The 20,159-nt window shown below is 40.0% G+C and carries 19 protein-coding genes and 1 pseudogene; 8 read left to right on the top strand and 12 right to left on the bottom strand.

Annotation, left to right across the window (positions count from 1 at the left end; genetic code table 11):
* Positions 1-10 precede the first annotated feature (10 nt).
* The 5 genes from cysB to sucC form a co-directional block, all read right to left on the bottom strand.
* Complete coding sequence (cysB, locus tag O3746_RS01400; protein ID WP_049366941.1) at positions 11-982, bottom strand: HTH-type transcriptional regulator CysB; 972 nt, start codon at positions 980-982, stop codon at positions 11-13.
* A 12-nt stretch (positions 983-994) separates the two neighbouring features.
* Complete coding sequence (rluB, locus tag O3746_RS01395) at positions 995-2,005, bottom strand: 23S rRNA pseudouridine(2605) synthase RluB (protein WP_290915165.1); 1,011 nt, start codon at positions 2,003-2,005, stop codon at positions 995-997.
* A gap of 39 nt (positions 2,006-2,044) precedes the next feature.
* Positions 2,045-2,668 carry an L-threonylcarbamoyladenylate synthase gene (locus O3746_RS01390; protein WP_070592197.1) on the bottom strand — a complete coding sequence of 208 codons (624 nt, stop codon included), beginning with the start codon at positions 2,666-2,668 and terminating at the stop codon, positions 2,045-2,047.
* A gap of 121 nt (positions 2,669-2,789) precedes the next feature.
* Positions 2,790-3,659: a succinate--CoA ligase subunit alpha gene (gene sucD, locus O3746_RS01385; RefSeq protein ID WP_290915171.1), complete on the bottom strand. Its 870-nt coding sequence runs from the start codon at positions 3,657-3,659 to the stop codon at positions 2,790-2,792.
* Between the two features lie 2 nt (positions 3,660-3,661).
* Positions 3,662-4,816, bottom strand: a complete 1,155-nt coding sequence (gene sucC, locus O3746_RS01380; protein ID WP_371447595.1) for an ADP-forming succinate--CoA ligase subunit beta — start codon at positions 4,814-4,816, stop codon at positions 3,662-3,664.
* A 144-nt stretch (positions 4,817-4,960) separates the two neighbouring features.
* Here sucC and cytX point away from each other — a divergent pair, with 144 nt between their 5' ends.
* A complete protein-coding gene (gene cytX / locus O3746_RS01375) occupies positions 4,961-6,139 on the top strand; it encodes a putative hydroxymethylpyrimidine transporter CytX (RefSeq protein ID WP_371447593.1) in 1,179 nt (392 codons plus the stop codon).
* A gap of 101 nt (positions 6,140-6,240) precedes the next feature.
* Here cytX and odhB read toward each other — a convergent pair whose 3' ends face one another.
* From odhB to O3746_RS01355, 4 genes are all read right to left on the bottom strand, one after another.
* A complete protein-coding gene (gene odhB / locus O3746_RS01370; RefSeq protein WP_371447591.1) occupies positions 6,241-7,467 on the bottom strand; it encodes a 2-oxoglutarate dehydrogenase complex dihydrolipoyllysine-residue succinyltransferase in 1,227 nt (408 codons plus the stop codon).
* Positions 7,468-7,524: 57 nt separating this feature from the next.
* Complete coding sequence (sucA, locus tag O3746_RS01365; protein ID WP_371447589.1) at positions 7,525-10,332, bottom strand: 2-oxoglutarate dehydrogenase E1 component; 2,808 nt, start codon at positions 10,330-10,332, stop codon at positions 7,525-7,527.
* 150 nt (positions 10,333-10,482) lie between these two features.
* Positions 10,483-11,187, bottom strand: a complete 705-nt coding sequence (locus O3746_RS01360) for a helix-hairpin-helix domain-containing protein (protein WP_371447587.1) — start codon at positions 11,185-11,187, stop codon at positions 10,483-10,485.
* Positions 11,188-11,311: 124 nt separating this feature from the next.
* Entirely contained in the window at positions 11,312-11,974 is a 663-nt protein-coding gene (locus tag O3746_RS01355) for a Bax inhibitor-1/YccA family protein (RefSeq protein WP_193451045.1), read from the bottom strand.
* Between the two features lie 170 nt (positions 11,975-12,144).
* On the opposite strand from O3746_RS01355, the gene O3746_RS01350 reads away from it, so the two are divergent.
* Together O3746_RS01350 and O3746_RS01345 are read left to right on the top strand one after the other, a co-directional pair.
* Complete coding sequence (locus O3746_RS01350) at positions 12,145-12,510, top strand: transposase (RefSeq protein WP_049372534.1); 366 nt, start codon at positions 12,145-12,147, stop codon at positions 12,508-12,510.
* Positions 12,511-12,568: 58 nt separating this feature from the next.
* Entirely contained in the window at positions 12,569-12,700 is a 132-nt protein-coding gene (locus O3746_RS01345; protein ID WP_264462701.1) for a hypothetical protein, read from the top strand.
* A gap of 34 nt (positions 12,701-12,734) precedes the next feature.
* On the opposite strand, the gene O3746_RS01340 is transcribed toward O3746_RS01345, so the two are convergent.
* Genes O3746_RS01340 through msrAB form a run of 3 tightly spaced genes read right to left on the bottom strand, consistent with a single transcriptional unit; the run spans position 12,735 to position 14,958 of the window.
* On the bottom strand, positions 12,735-13,205 hold the full coding sequence (locus O3746_RS01340) for a redoxin family protein (RefSeq protein WP_049372533.1): 471 nt from the start codon (positions 13,203-13,205) through the stop codon (positions 12,735-12,737).
* 41 nt (positions 13,206-13,246) lie between these two features.
* Entirely contained in the window at positions 13,247-13,888 is a 642-nt protein-coding gene (locus O3746_RS01335; RefSeq protein ID WP_049362973.1) for a cytochrome c biogenesis protein CcdA, read from the bottom strand.
* Between the two features lie 11 nt (positions 13,889-13,899).
* Complete coding sequence (msrAB, locus tag O3746_RS01330; RefSeq protein ID WP_049372532.1) at positions 13,900-14,958, bottom strand: bifunctional peptide-methionine (S)-S-oxide reductase MsrA/peptide-methionine (R)-S-oxide reductase MsrB; 1,059 nt, start codon at positions 14,956-14,958, stop codon at positions 13,900-13,902.
* A gap of 217 nt (positions 14,959-15,175) precedes the next feature.
* Between msrAB and O3746_RS01325 the strand changes: the two are divergent.
* The 5 genes and pseudogenes from O3746_RS01325 to O3746_RS01305 all read left to right on the top strand — a co-directional run.
* Positions 15,176-15,394: pseudogene (locus O3746_RS01325) on the top strand (IS3 family transposase); the annotation flags it as partial.
* A gap of 89 nt (positions 15,395-15,483) precedes the next feature.
* Positions 15,484-16,200, top strand: coding sequence for a DNA/RNA nuclease SfsA (sfsA, locus tag O3746_RS01320; protein WP_049384255.1), 717 nt, complete (start codon positions 15,484-15,486; stop codon positions 16,198-16,200).
* Between the two features lie 208 nt (positions 16,201-16,408).
* Positions 16,409-17,596, top strand: coding sequence for a tyrosine--tRNA ligase (tyrS, locus tag O3746_RS01315; protein ID WP_371447582.1), 1,188 nt, complete (start codon positions 16,409-16,411; stop codon positions 17,594-17,596).
* 75 nt (positions 17,597-17,671) lie between these two features.
* A complete protein-coding gene (locus O3746_RS01310) occupies positions 17,672-18,598 on the top strand; it encodes an aminoimidazole riboside kinase (RefSeq protein ID WP_371447580.1) in 927 nt (308 codons plus the stop codon).
* A 61-nt stretch (positions 18,599-18,659) separates the two neighbouring features.
* A complete protein-coding gene (locus tag O3746_RS01305) occupies positions 18,660-20,117 on the top strand; it encodes a glycoside hydrolase family 32 protein (RefSeq protein ID WP_371447578.1) in 1,458 nt (485 codons plus the stop codon).
* Positions 20,118-20,159 lie beyond the last annotated feature (42 nt).

Here is a 20,159-nt window from a genome sequence, read left to right as displayed (position 1 = left end):
TTTTCTATGCTTATTTCACTTCTAATTCAACATTATCAAACAATTTCTTCACCGCGCTGTTATCACGCAATTTCTCAGCCTTTTCAACCATTGGGCGAGTTAAGTGTGGAGAGAAGAATTCAATAAAGTCATACATATAGTTGCGTAAGAAAGTACTGTGTTTAAAGGCAATTTGCGTCATACTCGCACGGAACAAATGCCCCGCATCAATTGCCACTAAATCCTTATCTGCTGGTGTATGTGCCATAGATGCCATGATACCTACACCTAATCCTAAACGCACATAAGTTTTAATCACGTCAGCATCCGTTGCGGTAAACACAATATTCGGCAGAATCCCCGCGCGATTAAACGCATAATCCAAATCAGATACACCGGTAAAACCAAAGGTATAAGTGACTAACGGATATTTACCTAACTCCTCAACAGTAAGATTTTTCACTTTTGCCAAAGGATGGTCAGGTTTAACAATCACCGAACGATTCCACAAATAGCAAGGCAGTTGAATCAAATCATCAAAAAGATACGGCGCTTCTGTTGTGATCGCTAAATCCACTTCACCTGAAATCAATGCATCATGGATTTGCGTCGGTGAACCTTGATGAATATGTAAACTCACATCCGGATATTGTTTAGAGAAACGCTCCACCACAGCCGGCAACATATAACGCGCTTGCGTATTAGTTGTCGCAATACGTAACACACCATGATTCGGGCAAGTATATTCATTGGCCACTGATTTAATGCTTTGGGCTTTCACTAAAAGCTCACGAGCTATAGCGACGATCTTTTTACCCGCAGGCGTAATGGATTTAATGTGTTTACCATTACGCTCAAAAATCTCTAAACCTAATTCATCTTCTAACAAGCGAACCTGTTTACTGATACCAGGTTGAGAGGTATAAAGCGCATTCGCGGCTTCAGTCACATTTAAATTTTGGTTTACAATCTCAACAATGTAGCGGAGTTGCTGCATTTTCATCGCGAATACCACCTATTTTTTATAGCGTTTACTTAACTCAGTATAACGTTTTACTGCTTTACGAATTTGACCTGACTTTGGTCGACGACGAGGTTTCGTCACATCCAATTTAGTTTCGGTTTCAGGCGGTAAGCCCACTAATTCACGTAAATAGTTGACGTTTTCCAAATCCATTTCTTCCCAGCCACCTCGCGGTAAACCTTTCATCAGCTTAATGTTGCCGTAACGAATACGAATCAAGCGGCTCACTTGAATGCCTTGTGATTCCCACAGACGGCGCACTTCACGGTTACGACCTTCCATTAAAGTCACGTCGTACCATTGGTTAATCCCCACGCCACCTGCAAATTTGATTTCTTTGAAATTGGCTGGGCCATCTTCCAACTGCACACCTTTACGTAAACGCGCTAACATGGCATCGTCCACTTGACCAAATACACGTACTGAATACTCACGCTCAACTTCACGGCTTGGATGCATTAAACGATTCGCTAATTCACCATCTGTTGTGAAAAGCAATAAGCCTGAAGTATTAATATCCAAACGACCGACAGCAATCCATCTTGCGCCATTTAAGCGTGGTAAACGATCGAATACGGTCGGACGGCCTTCAGGATCACTACGCGTACAAAGTTCACCTTCTGGTTTGTAATACATTAATACACGGCATACTTCTTTTTGTGCTTGTTGAAGATTAATGATACGACCATCAATACGCACTTTTACACCGGAATGTACATCGATACGATCTCCAAGGGTCGCCATTTTACCATCGACACTCACTCGATTTTCAGCAATCATTGCTTCAATTTCACGACGAGAGCCTTGTCCTGCACGCGCAAGCACTTTCTGTAATTTTTCACCTTCTACGGTAGATTGACGAGAGGGTTTAGCCACCTTAGCTTTAGGGGTTGATTTGATGTCAGAATTGACCGCACTTTTACGATCTTTACGCTCAAAGTGCGGTTGTTTTTCCGCCTGTTTTTCACGTTCTTGTCTGACTGGTTTTTGAATAGGTTTCATCTGTTTTCCTTTGTCGCTTTCCCAAGCGTCTAAAATAAGTTAAATGAAAGGATCGGTACTACCACTTCCTTCACGTAAAATGACTGGCGATTCTTCCGTTAAATCTACCACCGTTGTTGGCTCTTGACCTAAATAGCCACCATGAATAATTAAATCCACTTGACGTTCTAAGCATTCGCGAATCTCTTCGGGATCGGAATAAGTCATATGTTCATTATCAGGCAGCATCAGTGAGCAAGATAAAATCGGTTCACCTAATGCCTTCAATAAATCTAAGGCTATTTGATTATCTGGTACACGCAAGCCAATCGTTTTGCGTTTTGACGTCATCAATCGACGAGGAAGCTCTTTCGTTGCTGTCAAAATAAAGGTATAACGCCCCGGTGTATTGTTTTTAATTAAGCGATAAGCCACATTACTGACCGTTGCATAGGTTGAAAGCTCGGATAAATCGCTACATACCAACGTAAAATTATGCCCGTCTGGCAATTTACGAATTGCCACAATACGATCCATCGCATGTTTATCGCCTATCATACAACCCAAGGCATAGCCCGAATCTGTCGGATACACAATGACACCACCTTGACGCAAAATTTCTACCGCTTGATTAATCAAACGTGCTTGCGGATTTTCAGGGTGGATATAGAAAAATTGGCTCATAATTTTGTCCTTAAAAAACTGACGAGATTATACACCGATTTAGATGTAGTTATAAGGATTTGTTATAAAAAACGACCGCACTTTGAAAACTCATCCAAAGTGCGGTCTATTTTTTTAGTTTTTATTTCAACAATTCACGGAGAGCTGAACCGATTTCAGCGAGGCTTCTCACTGTCTTCACACCCGCCGCTTCAAGTGCGGCAATTTTATCTGCCGCTGTTCCTTTTCCACCGCTGATAATCGCTCCTGCATGTCCCATACGCTTGCCTTTTGGCGCCGTTACACCTGCGATATAAGCCACCACAGGTTTTGTTACATGAGATTTAATGAACGCTGCCGCCTCTTCTTCTGCAGAGCCACCGATTTCACCAATCATCACGATGGCTTCAGTTTCAGGATCTTCTTGGAATCGCTTAAGAATATCAATGAAGTTAGATCCTGGAATAGGATCGCCGCCGATCCCTACGCAAGTGGATTGACCGAAACCTTCATCTGTTGTTTGTTTTACCGCTTCATAAGTCAAAGTACCTGAACGAGAAACAATGCCTACTCTGCCTTTTTTATGGATATTCCCCGGCATAATACCAATCTTACACTCATCCGGTGTAATCACACCTGGACAATTTGGGCCGATCATCACAACACCCGTTTCATTTAATTTTTGTTTTACCAACAACATGTCCAATGTTGGAATGCCTTCTGTAATACAGACTACCAACTGAATACCTGCATCAATAGCTTCTAAAATGGCATCTTTGCAAAATGATGCAGGTACATAAATCATCGTTGCTGTAGCCCCTGTAGCTTGCACCGCTTCACGCACTGTATTAAATACCGGCAAACCTAAGTGCGTTGTTCCGCCTTTATTCGGTGAAACGCCCCCCACTAACTTTGTGCCATAAGCCAATGCCTGTTCGCTGTGAAATGTCCCTTGCGCACCAGTGAAACCTTGGCAAATTACTTTTGTCTCTTTATTAATTAAAATCGCCATGATTATTCTCCTTTTGCCGCTTGTGCTGCTTCTTGTAAACTATGTGCTGCAATTAAATTCACACCACTTTCGGCTAAAATTGCTCTGCCTTGTGGGGCATTGGTTCCTTCTAATCGAACCACAACAGGCACTTTTACACCGACTTCTTGGATCGCTGCTACGACACCTTCTGCAATCAGATCACAGCGTACAATTCCACCAAAAATATTCACTAAGACAGATTTCACATTTTTATCTGTGAGAATAATCTTGAAGGCTTCAGCCACGCGCTCTTTCGTTGCACCGCCACCAACATCAAGGAAGTTTGCTGGATTGCCGCCATATAATTTCACGATATCCATGGTTCCCATAGCCAGTCCGGCGCCATTAACCATACAGCCGATATCACCTTCTAAGGCAACATAGTTGAGCTGATATTTTTCTGCTTCTGCTTCACGAGAATCACTTTGACTTAAATCGCGTAAAGCTAACAAATCAGGATGACGATAAAGTGAGTTATCATCAATGCCTACTTTCGCATCGAGACAAATTAAGTGACCTTCTTTTGTCACCACGAGTGGATTCACTTCAACTAAAGAAAAATCTTTTTCGATAAAAAGCTGCGATAATTTCACAAAAATATCAGCAAATTGTTTATTTTGCTCGCCACTTAAGCCAAGTTTAAAGGCTAATTCACGACCTTGATATGGCATTCCACCAACCAAAGGATCAATGGCGACTTTATGGATTAGCTCAGGCGTTTCTCTTGCTACATCTTCAATATTCATGCCACCAGCTGAAGACGCCATAAAAACGACTTTCTGTGAAGCACGATCAATCACCGCACCTAAGTAGAGTTCTTTATCAATCTGGCAGGTTTCTTCAATATAAATGCTATTAACGGGTTGGCCTTTTTTATCGGTTTGGAAGGTCACTAAATGCTGTCCAAGCCATTTATCCGCAAAAGCACGCGCTTCTTCGGTATTATGTACAAGTTTCACACCACCAGCTTTTCCACGTCCACCTGCGTGAACTTGACATTTCGCTATCCAAACATCGCCATTCAGCTGAAAGAGCGCCATTTCAGCTTCGTCTGCTGTTTGACATACGACACCTTCACTCACAGGCAGATCATATTGCTTAAAAAGCTGCTTGGCTTGGTACTCATGTAAATTCATATTTCCTTCCTATTTTGATGTTGTTTAGAGAAACAAACAAAAATTTGACCGCACTTTGTTTTATTTTAAATTCTGGGCTTGCTCTTTACATATTGAGTTATATACTGAGCCAGAATAACCACAATCCATGTTAAGGATAACAACATGCAAACAAAAAAATCAAGCAATCTTGCAATTGCGCTCATTTGGTTTACTGCTGCTATTTCAATGGCAGAAATTCTCACTGGTACTTGGTTTGCTCCTCTAGGGTGGCAACAAGGTTTAATTGCCATCGTCGTTGGGCACCTTATTGGTGGTTCGATGTTTTTCTGTGCAGGTTACATCGGTGCAAAAACCCAAAAAAGTGCCATGCAAACGGTACAAATATCATTTGGTGAAAAAGGTTCTGCCCTTTTCTCTTTACTCAATGCCATGCAACTGATGGGATGGACTGCTGTCATGATTTATATGGGGGCTGAAGTCATTTCTATCTTAAATCAAACAGCTGATGCTTCCATCTTTCCATTCCTTACACTTGGCTTAGGCATACTCATCATACTTTGGCTACTACTCGGCTTCACTAAATTAGGTATCTTCAAAAGCATTTCACTTGTTACCATGTTTTTACTGATGTTGTGGCTTAGTATTCAAGTCGCGAATAAACCATTCATTGCCATGGATGTAGCACAAAATATCAAATTTGGTACAGCAGTTGAAATTGCTGCCGTCATGCCGCTTTCTTGGTTACCAGTAGTATCTGACCACACAAAGAACAGCGAAACACCATTTAAAACGACCGCACTTTCAACGCTGACTTATACTGCCACCAGCTGCTGGATGTATGCGCTCGGCTTGGGTGCAGCATTAGTGACAGGTAAATCTGAAATCTCCCAAATTCTTTCCCTTGCGGGTGTCAGTGTTATCGGCGTATTAATTGTCATCGCCTCTACCATGATTAACACGGCACTTCCTGCTTATTCCACCGGCATGAGTTTAAACAATATCTTCCATCAATTAAAAGTTACGCCAATCTCCGTGCTTACCGTGATTGTGGGCATTATATTAGCCTCAACCTTACCTGTAACAGAATACGAACATTTCTTGTTCTTTATTGGTTCAGTATTTGCGCCAATGATTGCCGTACTTATTGCTGATTTCTTCGTGCTTAAACAACATGATGTGAGAAAATCAGTTGATAGTGTTGGACTCGGCGTTTGGTTTGTCGGCTTCGTTCTCTATCGTTTTCTTATGGCAAAAGGTTGGGAAAGCGATTTAGGTCTGACTTTCCCTGTTATCATCATTACCTTTATCTTAGCAATCTTAGTACGCAAAATAGCTAAATAAAGATTGGATTTTAATGATAGAAAGGCGGGCTTGTTCCCGCCCTTTTATTCACTTCAATATAAAAAAGGCTTTTTCCCTGAAAAGAGAAAAAGCCTATATATTTAAATTTCTAATAATAAACGAGTTGGATCTTCTAATAAGTCTCTAATCGCTACTAAGAAGCCGACGGATTCACGACCATCAATTAAACGGTGGTCATAAGATAATGCCAAATACATCATCGGACGAATCACAACTTGGCCATCTACCGCAACCGGGCGCTCTTTGATGGCATGCATGCCTAAAATTGCACTTTGCGGTGGATTGATAATTGGTGTAGACATTAAAGAACCAAATACGCCACCATTAGTAATGGTGAAGTTACCGCCTGTTAAATCTTCAACCGTTAATTTACCATCACGGCCTTTTTCTGCGAGTGATTTAATTTGTTTCTCAATATCTGCCATGCTGAGTTTGTCACAATTGCGTAATACTGGTGTCACTAAACCACGCGGGGTTGAAACGGCAATGCTAATATCAAAATAGTTGTGATACACAATGTCATCACCGTCAATTGAAGCATTCACTTCAGGGTAACGTTTTAACGCTTCAACCACAGCTTTAATGTAGAAAGACATAAAGCCTAAACGTACACCATGCTGTTTCTCAAATTTCTCGCCGTATGTTTTACGTAATTTCATAATCGGCTGCATATCCACTTCATTGAATGTAGTGAGCATTGCGGTGGTATTTTTTGCTTCTAATAAACGTTCCGCAATACGTTTACGTAAACGAGTCATCGGTACGCGTTTTTCTGAACGAGAGCTATATGCCACAGTACTAATGGTATTCTGCTCTGTCGCCACATCTTGTTTCGCTTTTTGTGCATCACGTTTTGCCACTTCACGCGCAATATCTTCACGGGTAATACGGCCTCCCACACCTGAGCCTTGAATTTTCTCTGCATCTAAATCGTGTTCAGCTAATAAACGACGAATAGCTGGACCTTGATCAGCTGAATTATTGTGACTATTTTCAATGGCTGCTCTTTGACGATCGGCTGGTGTTGGCTCATTGTCTTTCACTGTTTCAGTTGAAATATCGCCCGCTTGTTGAGTTGAAAGCTTACCTAAAAGCTGTTTACTTACTACGGTTGCACCTTCTTCTTGAAGAATTTCAACCACCACACCATCGCTTAATGCCGGCACTTCAAGTACCACTTTATCTGTTTCAATTTCTACTAATACTTCGTCACGTTTTACTGTCTCACCAACTTTTTTATGCCATGTTGCAACAGTTGCATCCGCAACGGATTCCGGTAAATCTGGAACAAGAATTTCAATTGTCATTTTATTTTCCTTTAAATTATTCTTTCTTTAAAAATTACTGAAATTTCGACCGCACTTTTACAGTGTCAGCGTGTCTTCTACCAATTGTTTTTGCTGTTTGGTGTGTAAAGACATATAACCTACCGCTGGTGAAGCAGATGCTGGACGGCCTGCATATTTTAACTTCACATGCTCAGGAAGCGAGCTGTCAAAGTTATGCTTACTACAATACCAAGCACCTTGGTTTAATGGCTCTTCTTGACACCATACATAATCCGTCACATGAGCATAAGGCTCTAACGCCTTCTTCACATCTTCATGTGGATACGGATAAAGCTGCTCAATACGAATAATCGCCACATCTGTTTGGTTATTCGCACGACGTTGTTCCAAAAGATCGTAATACACTTTACCTGAGCATAGGACGACTCGTTTAACTTGTTTTGGATCGATGTTATCAATTTCACCAATGACTGTTTGGAATGTGCCATTTACTAATTCATCTAAACTTGACACGGCAAGTGGATGACGTAATAAGGATTTTGGTGAAATACCAATTAATGGACGACGCATTTTACGAATCGATTGACGACGTAGCATGTGGTAAACCTGTGCTGGTGTAGATGGAATACACACTTGCATATTCTGTTCTGCACAAAGTTGTAAATAACGTTCTAAACGAGCTGATGAGTGCTCTGGACCTTGGCCTTCATAACCATGTGGTAATAACATCACCAAGCCACACATTCTGCCCCATTTTTGTTCGCCTGAACTGATAAATTGGTCAATCACGATTTGTGCACCGTTTGCAAAGTCACCAAATTGCGCTTCCCAAATGGTTAATGTTTTTGGATCTGTTGTTGCATAACCATATTCAAAAGCCAATACGGCTTCTTCGGATAATACAGAATCCCACACCTCAAAACGACCTTGGTTGGCATGTAAATGTGTTAATGGCACATAACCTGTACCATCATTTTGGTTATGCACAACCGCATGGCGATGGAAGAACGTACCACGTCCCGCATCTTCACCCGATAAACGAACATTAGCACCTTCATCTAATAAGGTTGCGTATGCCATAGTTTCCGCCATCCCCCAATCGAACAATTTCTCGCCTTTTGCCATTTCACGGCGATCAGCATAAATTTTTTCTACACGAGGATGAGCACGCAAGGTTTCTGGATATTCACTGACACGCTCCGCTAAAGTCTGGAAACGTTCTTGTGGAAATTTACTTTCGTAAGGGGATGTCCAGTCATAGTTGAGATATTGCAACCAGTCCATTTGGGCGATATCCATTTCTCGCCATTCTTTCACTACACGATCGCCGTTATCTAAAGCATCACGATAGAGATTCATCATTTCAATGGCTTCTTCTTCGGTAATCACCCCTTCAGCAATTAAACGATCTGCATAGACTTTACGTGGCGTTGGATGTTTTTTAATGATGCTATACATCATTGGTTGAGTGGCTAATGGTTCATCCGCTTCATTATGACCATGACGACGATAAGAAATCAGATCAATGAAGATATCGCGTTTGAATAAATCACGATATTCCACCGCCATTCTCGCCGCAAAAGCCACTGCTTCAGGATCATCACCATTCACATGAATAATCGGTGCCTGAATCATTTTCGCGATATCAGTACAATATTCTGTTGAACGGGTGTCATTTGGGTTAGAGGTAGTAAAACCAATTTGGTTATTGATCACAACACGGATTGTGCCACCAACGGTATAACCACGTGCATTAGACATATTCAAGGTTTCTTGTACAACACCTTGTCCTGCAACCGCGGAGTCCCCATGAACAGTAACGGCTAATACTTGATTACGTTCTGTATCATTCTTTTTGGTTTGACGAGAACGTACCGCCCCAATCACTACTGGGCTGACAATTTCTAAGTGTGAAGGGTTAAATGCAAGGGTTAAATGCACGCGACGATCACCAACCGCAAAGTCAGAAGAGAAACCTTGGTGGTATTTCACGTCACCTGTACGCTCGCCTGAATGTTTACCCGCAAACTCATCGAAAAGATCTTCGGGTTTCTTACCAAGCACATTCACTAACATATTTAAACGGCCACGGTGTGCCATACCAAACATGACATCTTGTACACCTTGTTTGCTCGCATGACGAATAATTTCTTTCATCAATGGAATAAAGGCATCACTTCCCTCTAAAGAGAAACGTTTTGCACCCGGGAATTTCGCACCAAGATAACGTTCTAAGCCATCAGCAGCAGTCAATTCACTTAATAAATTAATTTTTTCTTCTTTAGTAAAGAGCGGTTTATTTAATTGGCTTTCTAATTTGCTTTGTAGCCAACTTTTCTGCTCCATATCTTGAACATGCATAAACTCAAGACCAATTGAACCACAATAGGTCTCTTTCAGCATTTTAGCTAAATCACCTAATTTGATGTTATCTCGATGATAAACGTAGTGATTAATATTGAAGGTTTCATTGAGATCCTGCTCGGTAAAACCGTGATAACGGTAATCCAACTCAGGTACGCTGGAAACTTTCCAACGATAATAATTGATTGGGTCTAGTTTCGCTTCTAAATGACCACGGAAGCGATAAGCATTGATAAATTGGAGGACTTTGACTAATTTTGCACTGGCTTCTGGATCGATAACCGTCACGGCTTCTGTTGTATTTTCTCTTGCTAAACGACGGAAATAATCACGCACTGGTGAATGTGGTTGCTCTGCGGCGGTTGTTTTTGGCAATGCATCAAATGTGGCACGCCAGCTTTCATCAACTGACGATGGATCTTCTAAATAACTTTCGTATAACTCTTCAATATACGATTGATTCGCCCCACCTAAAGCAGTTGAAGCCAACCATTCATCAAAGGCATTATAATGCTGCATATCTACCCCTTGTATTACATGATGTTGTCCGCCCATTATACATAGGATAAAAAAAGAAATAATCCTCCAAATCACACTTTGTTACAATTTTGTGATCTACTTCAATAAAAAAACCGCACATAAAGTGCGGTCTGTTTTATCTATGTTTTCTTAGAAACTTAAGAATGGTGTGATTTTCTCAATTGTGGCTTCACCGATACCATCAATATTTGAAAGCTCGGCAGCACTTTTGATTTTACCCACTTTGTTACGGTAATCAATGATCGCTTGTGCTTTTTTCTCACCGATACCAGAAAGTTTTTGTAAGGTTTCAGCATCCGCTTTATTAACGTTCACTTTTGCAGAAGAAGCAACTTTCTCTTTGGCTGCATCTTTTGTAGAAGCCGCTTTTTCTTTCACTTCTTTTACTTTATCTGCTGCTTTTGTTTTTGCATCAGACACTTTCTCTTTTGCACTCTCTTTGACTGAATTTAATTTTTCAGTAGCTTTATCTTTAATTGAGGGTTGATTACTCTCAGTCGCTTTTTCTTTTAAAGCTGATGCTTTCTCTTTTACCGCATCTTTTGCAGAAGTTGCTTTATCTTTCATTGCATCTTTTGCAGATGTCGCTTTTTCTTTAGCCTCTTTTACTTTATCTAATGCAGTTGATTTTGTTGAACTTGCACTATCTGTCATTGATTTAAGCTTATCATTTGCTGCATTTTTCATATCAGCTTTTGCGCTTTCAACCATTGATTTTGAATTGGTTACAACATCTTCTTTTGTTGGCAATACGGAAGTATTCGTTGCTAATGCAGAACCTGATACCGCTAATGCGAGTGATGTTAATGTTAAAAGTGATTTTAAAGATTTCATAAAAACTCCTGTTTTATTATTGATAGGTTCCACGAGCGAACCTGTATGCTAAGACTTCTCTTCAGAAAATTAGTTCAAAACAAAAAACGCCCCTAATAAGGAGCGTCTTTAAATTTAATACTGACTAGTCATCGCTTGAGAAGATAGAAAGTAATCTTAATAAGCTAATGAATAAGTTGTAAATTGATACATAAATATTCACAGTTGCACGAATGTAGTTTGTTTCGCCACCGTGAATAATATTGCTGGTTTCATAAAGGATTGTCATTGTTGAGAACACCACAAACAATGCACTGATCCCTACCGCTAGTACCGGAATTTGGAAGAAGAAGCTTGCCACAATCCCTAACAATAACACGATAAATAATGAGAAAATTGCGGTAGAAAGGAAAGACATATCTTTCTTCGTAGTGAGCACATAAGCTGAACACGCAAAGAAGACGATTGCTGTACCTGCGAATGCAAGCATAATTAAATCTTCCATTCCTCTCGCCACATACATGTTTAAAATTGGCCCGATGGTATAACCCATAAACCCAGTAAACGCGAATGCAGCTAAGATTCCCCATGCACTATTTGCTAAGCGGTTTGTCACGAAAAGTAAACCGTAGAAACCCACAAGTAACACGATAAGGTTAGGATAAGGCAAATTTAAGCTCATAGAGATATAAGCAACAACTGCCGAAAATGCCATCGTTAATCCCAATAAGAAATAGGTATTACGTAGCACTTTATGTGTGCTCAGTAGTGATTCTTCCTGTGAATTAACAACAATGCGAGATTGCATAAAAGCTCCTTATTTTACAAAGAATAAAGTTGATGAAACATCAATACGTAAAGTAAGGACTATAGGTCAAAAAGTCAATGGTAAATCAAGAATTTGTTTTAATTTTTAAATTTAAGAAGGTAAAAGTGATCTACCCCCAAAACCTGGACATCTAATTTGAGATGCAGATTATGTCCTACTCTTATCAATTTCGTTTGAAAATTATCAAACTCGTCACCGAACAGGATTATGGTATCCGTGAGGTGGCTAAACTTCATCAAATTTCCCATGCGCTCGTCATTTATTGGCTAAAAGCATTTCGGGAAAGAGGGCTTGATGGCGTAAAATCGCCTTATACAAACCTTCAAACACCGAAAGTAGTGAAGCCAAAGATGAAAAAGAAAGGCATTGAAATTCCAAAAACCACAGACTTTTCACCTAAAGCGTTTAAAAAGTTACAACGAGAGCTCGCCTTGGCTCGTGCGGAGATTGCTTACCTAAATTTTTTTGTCGCGGTTATGTTGCACGGGGTTAACTGGCAATGTTCAGGGCGATAGTTCAAGTGAGAGACCTTGAGCGTCCATTGCAGCTTGTAGAACGTCAGCAAAGTTGTTGATGCGTAATGATGGAGTTTGGCACAATCGTTTGATTGGCGTGGGTAGTGAGTTTTCCCAGATTTCTCAAGCTATTGGTGCAGCGGAAGCAGCAGAATTAGGCGCGTTGGGATGGCTAAAATCACAAAAATAGTAAAAGCGGCTTAAAAATAAGCCGCTTGTCATCGTTATTTTTCAACAAACACTCGGATTTGTTCAGCTCCTAAATGCCCTGGCACCGTCTTCTTCACATTTAAATCAGCATCTAAAAATAGATTAAACGGATAACCTCGAACATGAACACGATCAATAATTTCACCATTTTCATCTAGCAAGACTTTAATATTTTTATATTCTAGCCCTTTGTACCACTCAATAAAATCAGCAGTGCCTTTTTCGCCTTTGTGATCCGGCGAAACAATGGTAATCACTTCAAAATTGCGATCTTTTTCCGCACTTAAATCATCAATTTCAGCTAATCCTGCCAAACAGATCGGACACCAAGATGCCCACATTTTTACATACACAGGTTTGCCTTTATACTGGCTTAAAGTAACTGGCTGATTGTTTAAATCTTTGAGTTGCACATCCGACAAATTGGTTTGTGCAAAAGTGTTTAGGCTGAATGCCATTAAAAATATTGATAGTAGTTTTTTCATTGCTTTTTCCTTTTATAGATTTCTTTTGTTGAGATTATGCTTTACGAAAAATTATTCGTAATCAATAAAATGCCCATCACGATAATTAAAACACCGCCAACGATTTTAAATTTATCTAAGTGTTTATTTAACCCTTTAGCACGTTTGAGCAAGCTGTCAGAGAAGAACGAAAACAATACAAACGGAGTTGCAAGCCCCAAGACATAAATGAACATCATTGATGCACCATAAAGTGCAGAACCTTCATCGCCTGATAACGCTAACACAGAAGCCAGAATCGGGCCAATACAAGGTGTCCAACCAAGACTAAAGGTTAAACCAAGCACAAATGCCTCAAGTGCGGTCGATTTTCCTGATGTTTTGATTTCAACCAATTTCGTGCGTTCCAACAAACCAATTTTGAAAATGCCAAGTTGATGAATGCCCAAAATAATCACGATAACGCCAGCGATAATGCGGGTGGTGTTACTAAATAAAATATTCCCTAAAAAGCCAAAACTAAAGCCTAAACTGACAAATGTAAGGGAAAGCCCTAAAATAAATAAAAAAGTATTTAGGACTTTTTTACCACCTTTACTCAAAATACCAAAATAAATTGGAATAATCGGGAAAATACAAGGCGACAGAAAAGAAGCAAGCCCCGCTAAAAATACAGTTCCAATAAGGAGTTGTTGATCTAACATCGTGCCTCTCCTTAGTTTTTAATCGATTGAATCAAATATCCGTACCCTGCCTTTTCCATTTCGGCTAACGGAATAAATTTAATTGATGCACTGTTAATGCAATAACGCAAACCACCTTTATCTTTCGGACCATCGTCAAAAACGTGTCCTAGATGGGCGTTGCCCGCACGACTTAACACTTCGGTACGTTGCATATTAAAACTATTATCCGTTTGATAATGCACCACCTCTTTCGCTATTGGTTTCGTAAAACTCGGCCAGCCACAACCCGATTCAAATTTATCATTTGAAGAAAAAACAGGCTCGCCTGTGGTGACATCAACATAAATACCTGGTTGGAAATTATCCCAATATTCATTACTAAAAGAGCGTTCAGTATGTTTATTTTGAGTGACGGAATATTGCAACGGTGTCAATTTCGCTTTGAGTTCTGCATCACTCGGTTTCGGATAATCTTTCTCGTCAATCACGGGTTCATCAGCTTTGGTAATATCAATATGGCAATAACCATTTGGGTTTTTCTTCAAATAATCTTGATGATATTCTTCTGCTACGATGTAATTTTTAAGTGGTTGCACCTCAATTTGCACTGGTTTTTTATATTTGGTTTGAAGCTGGGCGAGTGCTTGTTCGATCACCGCTTTATCTGCCCCATCTTGATAATAAATCCCTGTGCGATATTGTCTACCACGATCGTTACCTTGTTTATTTACGCTGGTTGGATCAATCACTTTAAAATAATATTTAAGCAATTTATCTAACGAAATTTGGTTTGCATCGTAAGTGACTTTTACCGTTTCTGCATGATCGGTTACCCCAATCATCTGATAACTAGTTTTCTCCGTATTACCATTGGCATAGCCAGAAATCGCATCTTTCACGCCGTGAATACGCTCCATATATGCTTCCATACCCCAAAAACAGCCACCAGCAAGATAAATTTCACGAATATTTTGCGTATTTTCCATTGCCATTTTTTGTTCTCCAGATGATGTTGAATTTTGTATTGCTAAAGTTGGTGTAGCACAACAAAGTGCGGTAATAAATAGAAATGTTTTTGATAGTTTCATTGTTTTTCCTTATGATGTGAAAATTAACGTTACATAAGGTTAGACGGCGGATAATCCGATTTCTTACAGATTTTTGTAAAATTTTTAAAGAAATTGACTGAAATTCATTGTTATAACCAATAATAAAGAGCTAAAACACACTATTTCTCCCTCTTTTCTAAGGTAAAAAATCTATATGCAATCATATTCCACTCCTTCGCTTTATCACAAAGCGGTGCAAAGTATGAGCCGCCGAGGAAATTGCTATGATAATGCGGTGATTGAAAGTTTTTTTGCGATACTAAAATCAGAGTGTTTTTACTCTCGGACTTATCATTCAATTGCTGAATTACAGGCTGAAATTGAAGAATATTTAGTGTATTACAACCAAAAACGCATTAAACTTGCTTTCAAAGGATTGAGCCCTGTGCAATACCGAGCTCAATATTTAAGTTAACTAACCTGTCCAACTTTTTGGGGGCAGATCAAAGAGCGGTCAATTTCATCATTAAATTTGACCGCACTTTCTTTTAACAAGGAACAACCATGCAACTCCCTACCCTACAATCTGCAAAATTAATTCGCCGCTATAAGCGTTTTTTGACTGATATTGAATTACCAAATGGCGAAGTGATCACGATTCATTGTGCAAACACTGGTGCAATGACTGGCTGTGGTGAAAAAGGTGATACCGTTTGGTATTCTCATTCTGATAGCCAAACGCGCAAATATCCACACAGTTGGGAATTAACGCAATTAGCAAATGGTCAGCTTGTTTGTATTAACACACACAGATCCAACCAGCTAGTCTTTGAAGCCTTGCAAAATAAACAAATCAAAGAACTCGCTATGTATGATGAAATTTATCCTGAAGTGAAATATGGTGAAGAAAATAGCCGTATCGACTTCTTACTTAAAGGTGAGGACTTACCAGATTGTTATGTTGAAGTGAAATCCATCACCTTCGTAAAAGGTACATTAGGAATGTTTCCCGATGCGGTGACTACTCGTGGGCAAAAACATGTTCGTGAGCTTTTAGCCATGAAAAAACAAGGACATCGAGCGGTTGTCCTCTTTGCTGGATTACATGATGGTTTCGATCGTTTTAAAATCGCTGAGTTTGTAGATCCTGAATATGATCGCCTTTTAAAAGACGCCAAATCTCAGGGCGTTGAAGCTTATGCTTATGCGGGAAAATTTGAAATTTCAGATGGAATTCCGACCGCACTTTCTCTCACAGAAAGTGTACCTTACATCGATTAAAAAAATAATTGCGAATTATTTTCATTTTGTTGTTGACAAGGTACTTGATAATAGTTATCATCTAGGCATTCCAAAAACAAACAGATAATCACTCCAACTTCACGCCTATTTCCCCACAAATAGGCGTTTTTTTTCATCTCAATCTTTTCATTTCAGCCATATTCTCTATAATGTAGCCTTTAATATTAAAATAACATTAGGAAATAGAATGACTGATATTAATACCGTTCTCGCAGAACTAAAACGCGGTACTGATGAGATTCTTTCTGAAGCGGATTTAATCGAAAAACTAAAAGAAAATCGCCCACTTAAAATTAAACTTGGTGCAGACCCTACTGCTCCAGATATTCACTTAGGGCATACCGTGGTATTAAACAAACTTCGTCAATTCCAACAATTAGGCCACGAAGTCTATTTCTTAATTGGTGATTTCACGGGGATGGTCGGTGATCCATCTGGTAAAAATACCACTCGCCCACCGCTTAGCCGCGAAGATGTACTTCGCAATGCGGAAACCTATAAAGAACAGATTTACAAAATTCTAGACCCACAAAAAACGAAAATCGTATTCAACTCTGAATGGTTGGGTAAATTGGGTACTGAAGGAATGATCCGTTTAGCAAGTAACTACACCGTAGCGCGTATGCTAGAACGTGATGACTTCAAAAAACGTTTTGGTAACAATCAACCTATCGCAATTCACGAATTTATTTATCCTTTATTACAAGGGTATGACTCTGTTGCTTTAGAAGCAGACGTGGAACTTGGTGGTACAGACCAAAAATTTAACTTACTTGTTGGTCGCGAGTTACAAAAATCAGCTGGTCAGAAACCACAAGTAGCGATTACGCTTCCATTACTTGTTGGTTTAGACGGTGAGAAGAAAATGTCTAAATCATTAGGCAACTATATCGGCGTAACAGATGCACCAAGTGATATGTTCGGTAAAATCATGTCGATCTCGGATGAATTAATGTGGGATTGGTATAACTTACTTTCTTTCCGTCCACTCACTGAAATTGCTGAATTAAAAGCAGAAGTAGCAAATGGTAAAAACCCACGTGATGTGAAGATTTTATTAGCCAAAGAAATCATTGCACGTTTCCATGATGAAGCGGCTGCAGAGGCGGCTGAGCAAGAATTTATTAACCGTTTCCAAAAAGGTGCAATGCCGGATGAAATGCCTGAATTCACCTTTGAAGGCGAAATTGGTTTAGCAACCTTATTAAAAGAAGCGGGATTGGCTCCTTCTACTTCTGAAGCGATTCGCTCAGCGAAGCAAGGTGGTGTGAAAATCAATGGCGAAAAAGTCGAAGACATGAAAGCCAATGCGCCAAAAGGCACAAATGTTTACCAAGTCGGTAAACGTAAGTTTGCACGCGTAACCATCGCATAAAACACCTATGAAAATGACCGCTCTTTTTAAGTGCGGTTATTTTTTAACTGATATCCACAATAGAGGGAAAATAATATGAGCCAAAAAATCTGGGTAACCGGCGATGCGGTTGTCGATCTTATTCCTGACGGTGAAAATCATTATTTACGCTGCGCCGGTGGTGCGCCTGCAAATGTGGCTGTTGGCGTAGCACGTTTAGGCAGCCAGAGTGCCTTTATTGGTCGCGTAGGTAACGATCCCCTTGGCCAATTTATGCAAGACACCCTAAATGCGGAAAATGTGAATACACAACATATGATTTTAGATCCGCAACATCGAACCTCTACGGTTGTGGTTGGCTTAGATAATGGCGAACGCAGTTTTACCTTTATGGTAAACCCAAGTGCGGATCAGTTCTTACAAGCTAGCGATTTACCGCCTTTCCAACAAGGTGAATGGCTACATTGCTGCTCTATTGCGCTGATCAATAATCCATCTCGCGAAGCGACTTTCGAAGCGATTCGTCGCATTAAAGCTGCTGGCGGTTTCTTCTCTTTTGACCCTAATTTACGTGAATCACTTTGGCCTAGCTTAGAAGAAATGAAAACCGTGGTCATGGAAGCGGTTGCGTTGGCTGACGTATTAAAATTCTCTGAAGAAGAATTAACGCTTTTGACTAATACTGACAGCCTTGAAAAAGCTTTTGAAAAAGTGACCGCACTTTATCCTGAAAAATTAATTATTGTGACTTTGGGTAAAGATGGCGCACTCTATCACTTAGAAGGTAAGAAAGATGTAATTTCAGGCAAAGCCTTACAGCCGGTTGATACAACGGGTGCAGGCGATGCCTTCGTTGGTGGTCTGCTTGCTGGACTTTCACAGCATCCAAACTGGAAGGAAAATGATGTGCTTGTGCAAATTATCCGTCAAGCCAATGCATGTGGAGCCCTTGCTACAACAGCAAAAGGGGCGATGTCTGCGCTACCCAATAAAGCACAATTAGCAGCCTTCCTAGCCAACTAAGGAGCAAAGGTGCAAATTATTGCACCTTTTGACCCAATCACATTAACGAGGCACGATCACGATGATTATTTTCAATAATGGCAAATACAAAAGCATCCTAGCCGCAGAAAAAGGCGAGCTCGCAGAAATTGCTGAAACCGTGCAAAAAGACAACGATTTTCGACCGCACTTTCATATTGCCCCACCAACCGGCTTAATGAATGATCCCAATGGTTTGATCTTTGATGGTGAAAAGTATCATCTGTTCTACCAATGGTTTCCATTCGATGCAATTCACGGGATGAAACATTGGAAGCATTTAATCACGAAAGACTTCCAACATTATCAATCAGCAGATGATCTGATTCCTTGCGAGCTTTTTGAGTCTCACGGCTGTTATTCTGGTGGCGCTTTAAAAGTTGGTGACAAATTGGCCATGTTCTATACCGGCAATACTCGTCGACCAAGTGATAATCAACGCGTGCCTTATCAAAATTTAGCAATTTTCAATCTTAATGGGAGATTGCTTAGCAAACGTCCATTAATTGAAAATGCACCAGAAGGTTATACTGAGCATGTTCGCGATCCTAAACCGTATTTTACTGAAGACGGAAAAATCCGTTTTATCTGCGGTGCACAGCGAGAAAACCTCACAGGAACAGCCATTATTTTTGAAATGGACAATCTTGAAGATACGCCTCGTTTATTAGGTGAGCTTTCCTTACCTGCTTTTGACAATAAAAACGTGTTTATGTGGGAATGCCCTGACCTATTGAAACTCGGTGATAAAGATGTCTTTATTTGGTCGCCACAAGGTAAAGATCGGGAAGCGCATCAATTCCAAAATAATTATCATGCGACTTATGCTGTGGGTAAATTAACGGATTTAACCTTTGAAGCAGAATATATTAGCGAATTAGATCAGGGCTTTGATTTCTATGCCCCACAAACATTTGCTGGCTTAGATAACCAAACTCATGCGGTGCTTTTCGGTTGGATTGGTTTGCCAGATTTAACCTATCCAACAGACAAATTTAAATGGCATTCAGCTTTAACCTTGCCAAGAGAATTACGCTTAGAAGGGACGAAAATTTATCAGCGTCCGATTGCTAAAATATACGAAAATCTGACCGCACTTTCAGCGCTTCATCTTGATAAACAAGCGGATATTGCCAATTTAGATCGTGCCTATCTTAAATTTGAGACAAATAACCAAGCCTTTGACTTAACCTTCTTCCAAAATGACAAAGGCCAATCCTTGCGCCTTTCTTATGAAAACGGCGTAGTTTGCTTAGATCGCAGTCAAAGCGAACAAACAGAATTAATGGAGAAATTCGATACCAAACGCTTCTGCGAAATTGAAAATCTACAGACTGTTGAAATTTTCTTTGATTGCTCAATTATTGAAATTTTCTTTAATCATGGTGAAAAAGCCATGACATCAAGATTTTTTATTGAGAACAGAGAGAATACAATAGCCAGCAACCGTCCGTTAGATTTAACGATCGGTTATTTACCGGCTATTCAATATGACAAATAATCAACTCAAGTGCGGTTAAAATTAACCGCACTTTTATTTCCA

Source organism: Haemophilus sp. 27098_8_127 (assembly GCF_041433495.1).
GTDB lineage: Bacteria > Pseudomonadota > Gammaproteobacteria > Enterobacterales > Pasteurellaceae > Haemophilus_D.
Note: the sequence above shows the minus strand (reverse complement) of the source record. Positions and strands in the feature narration are given on the sequence as shown.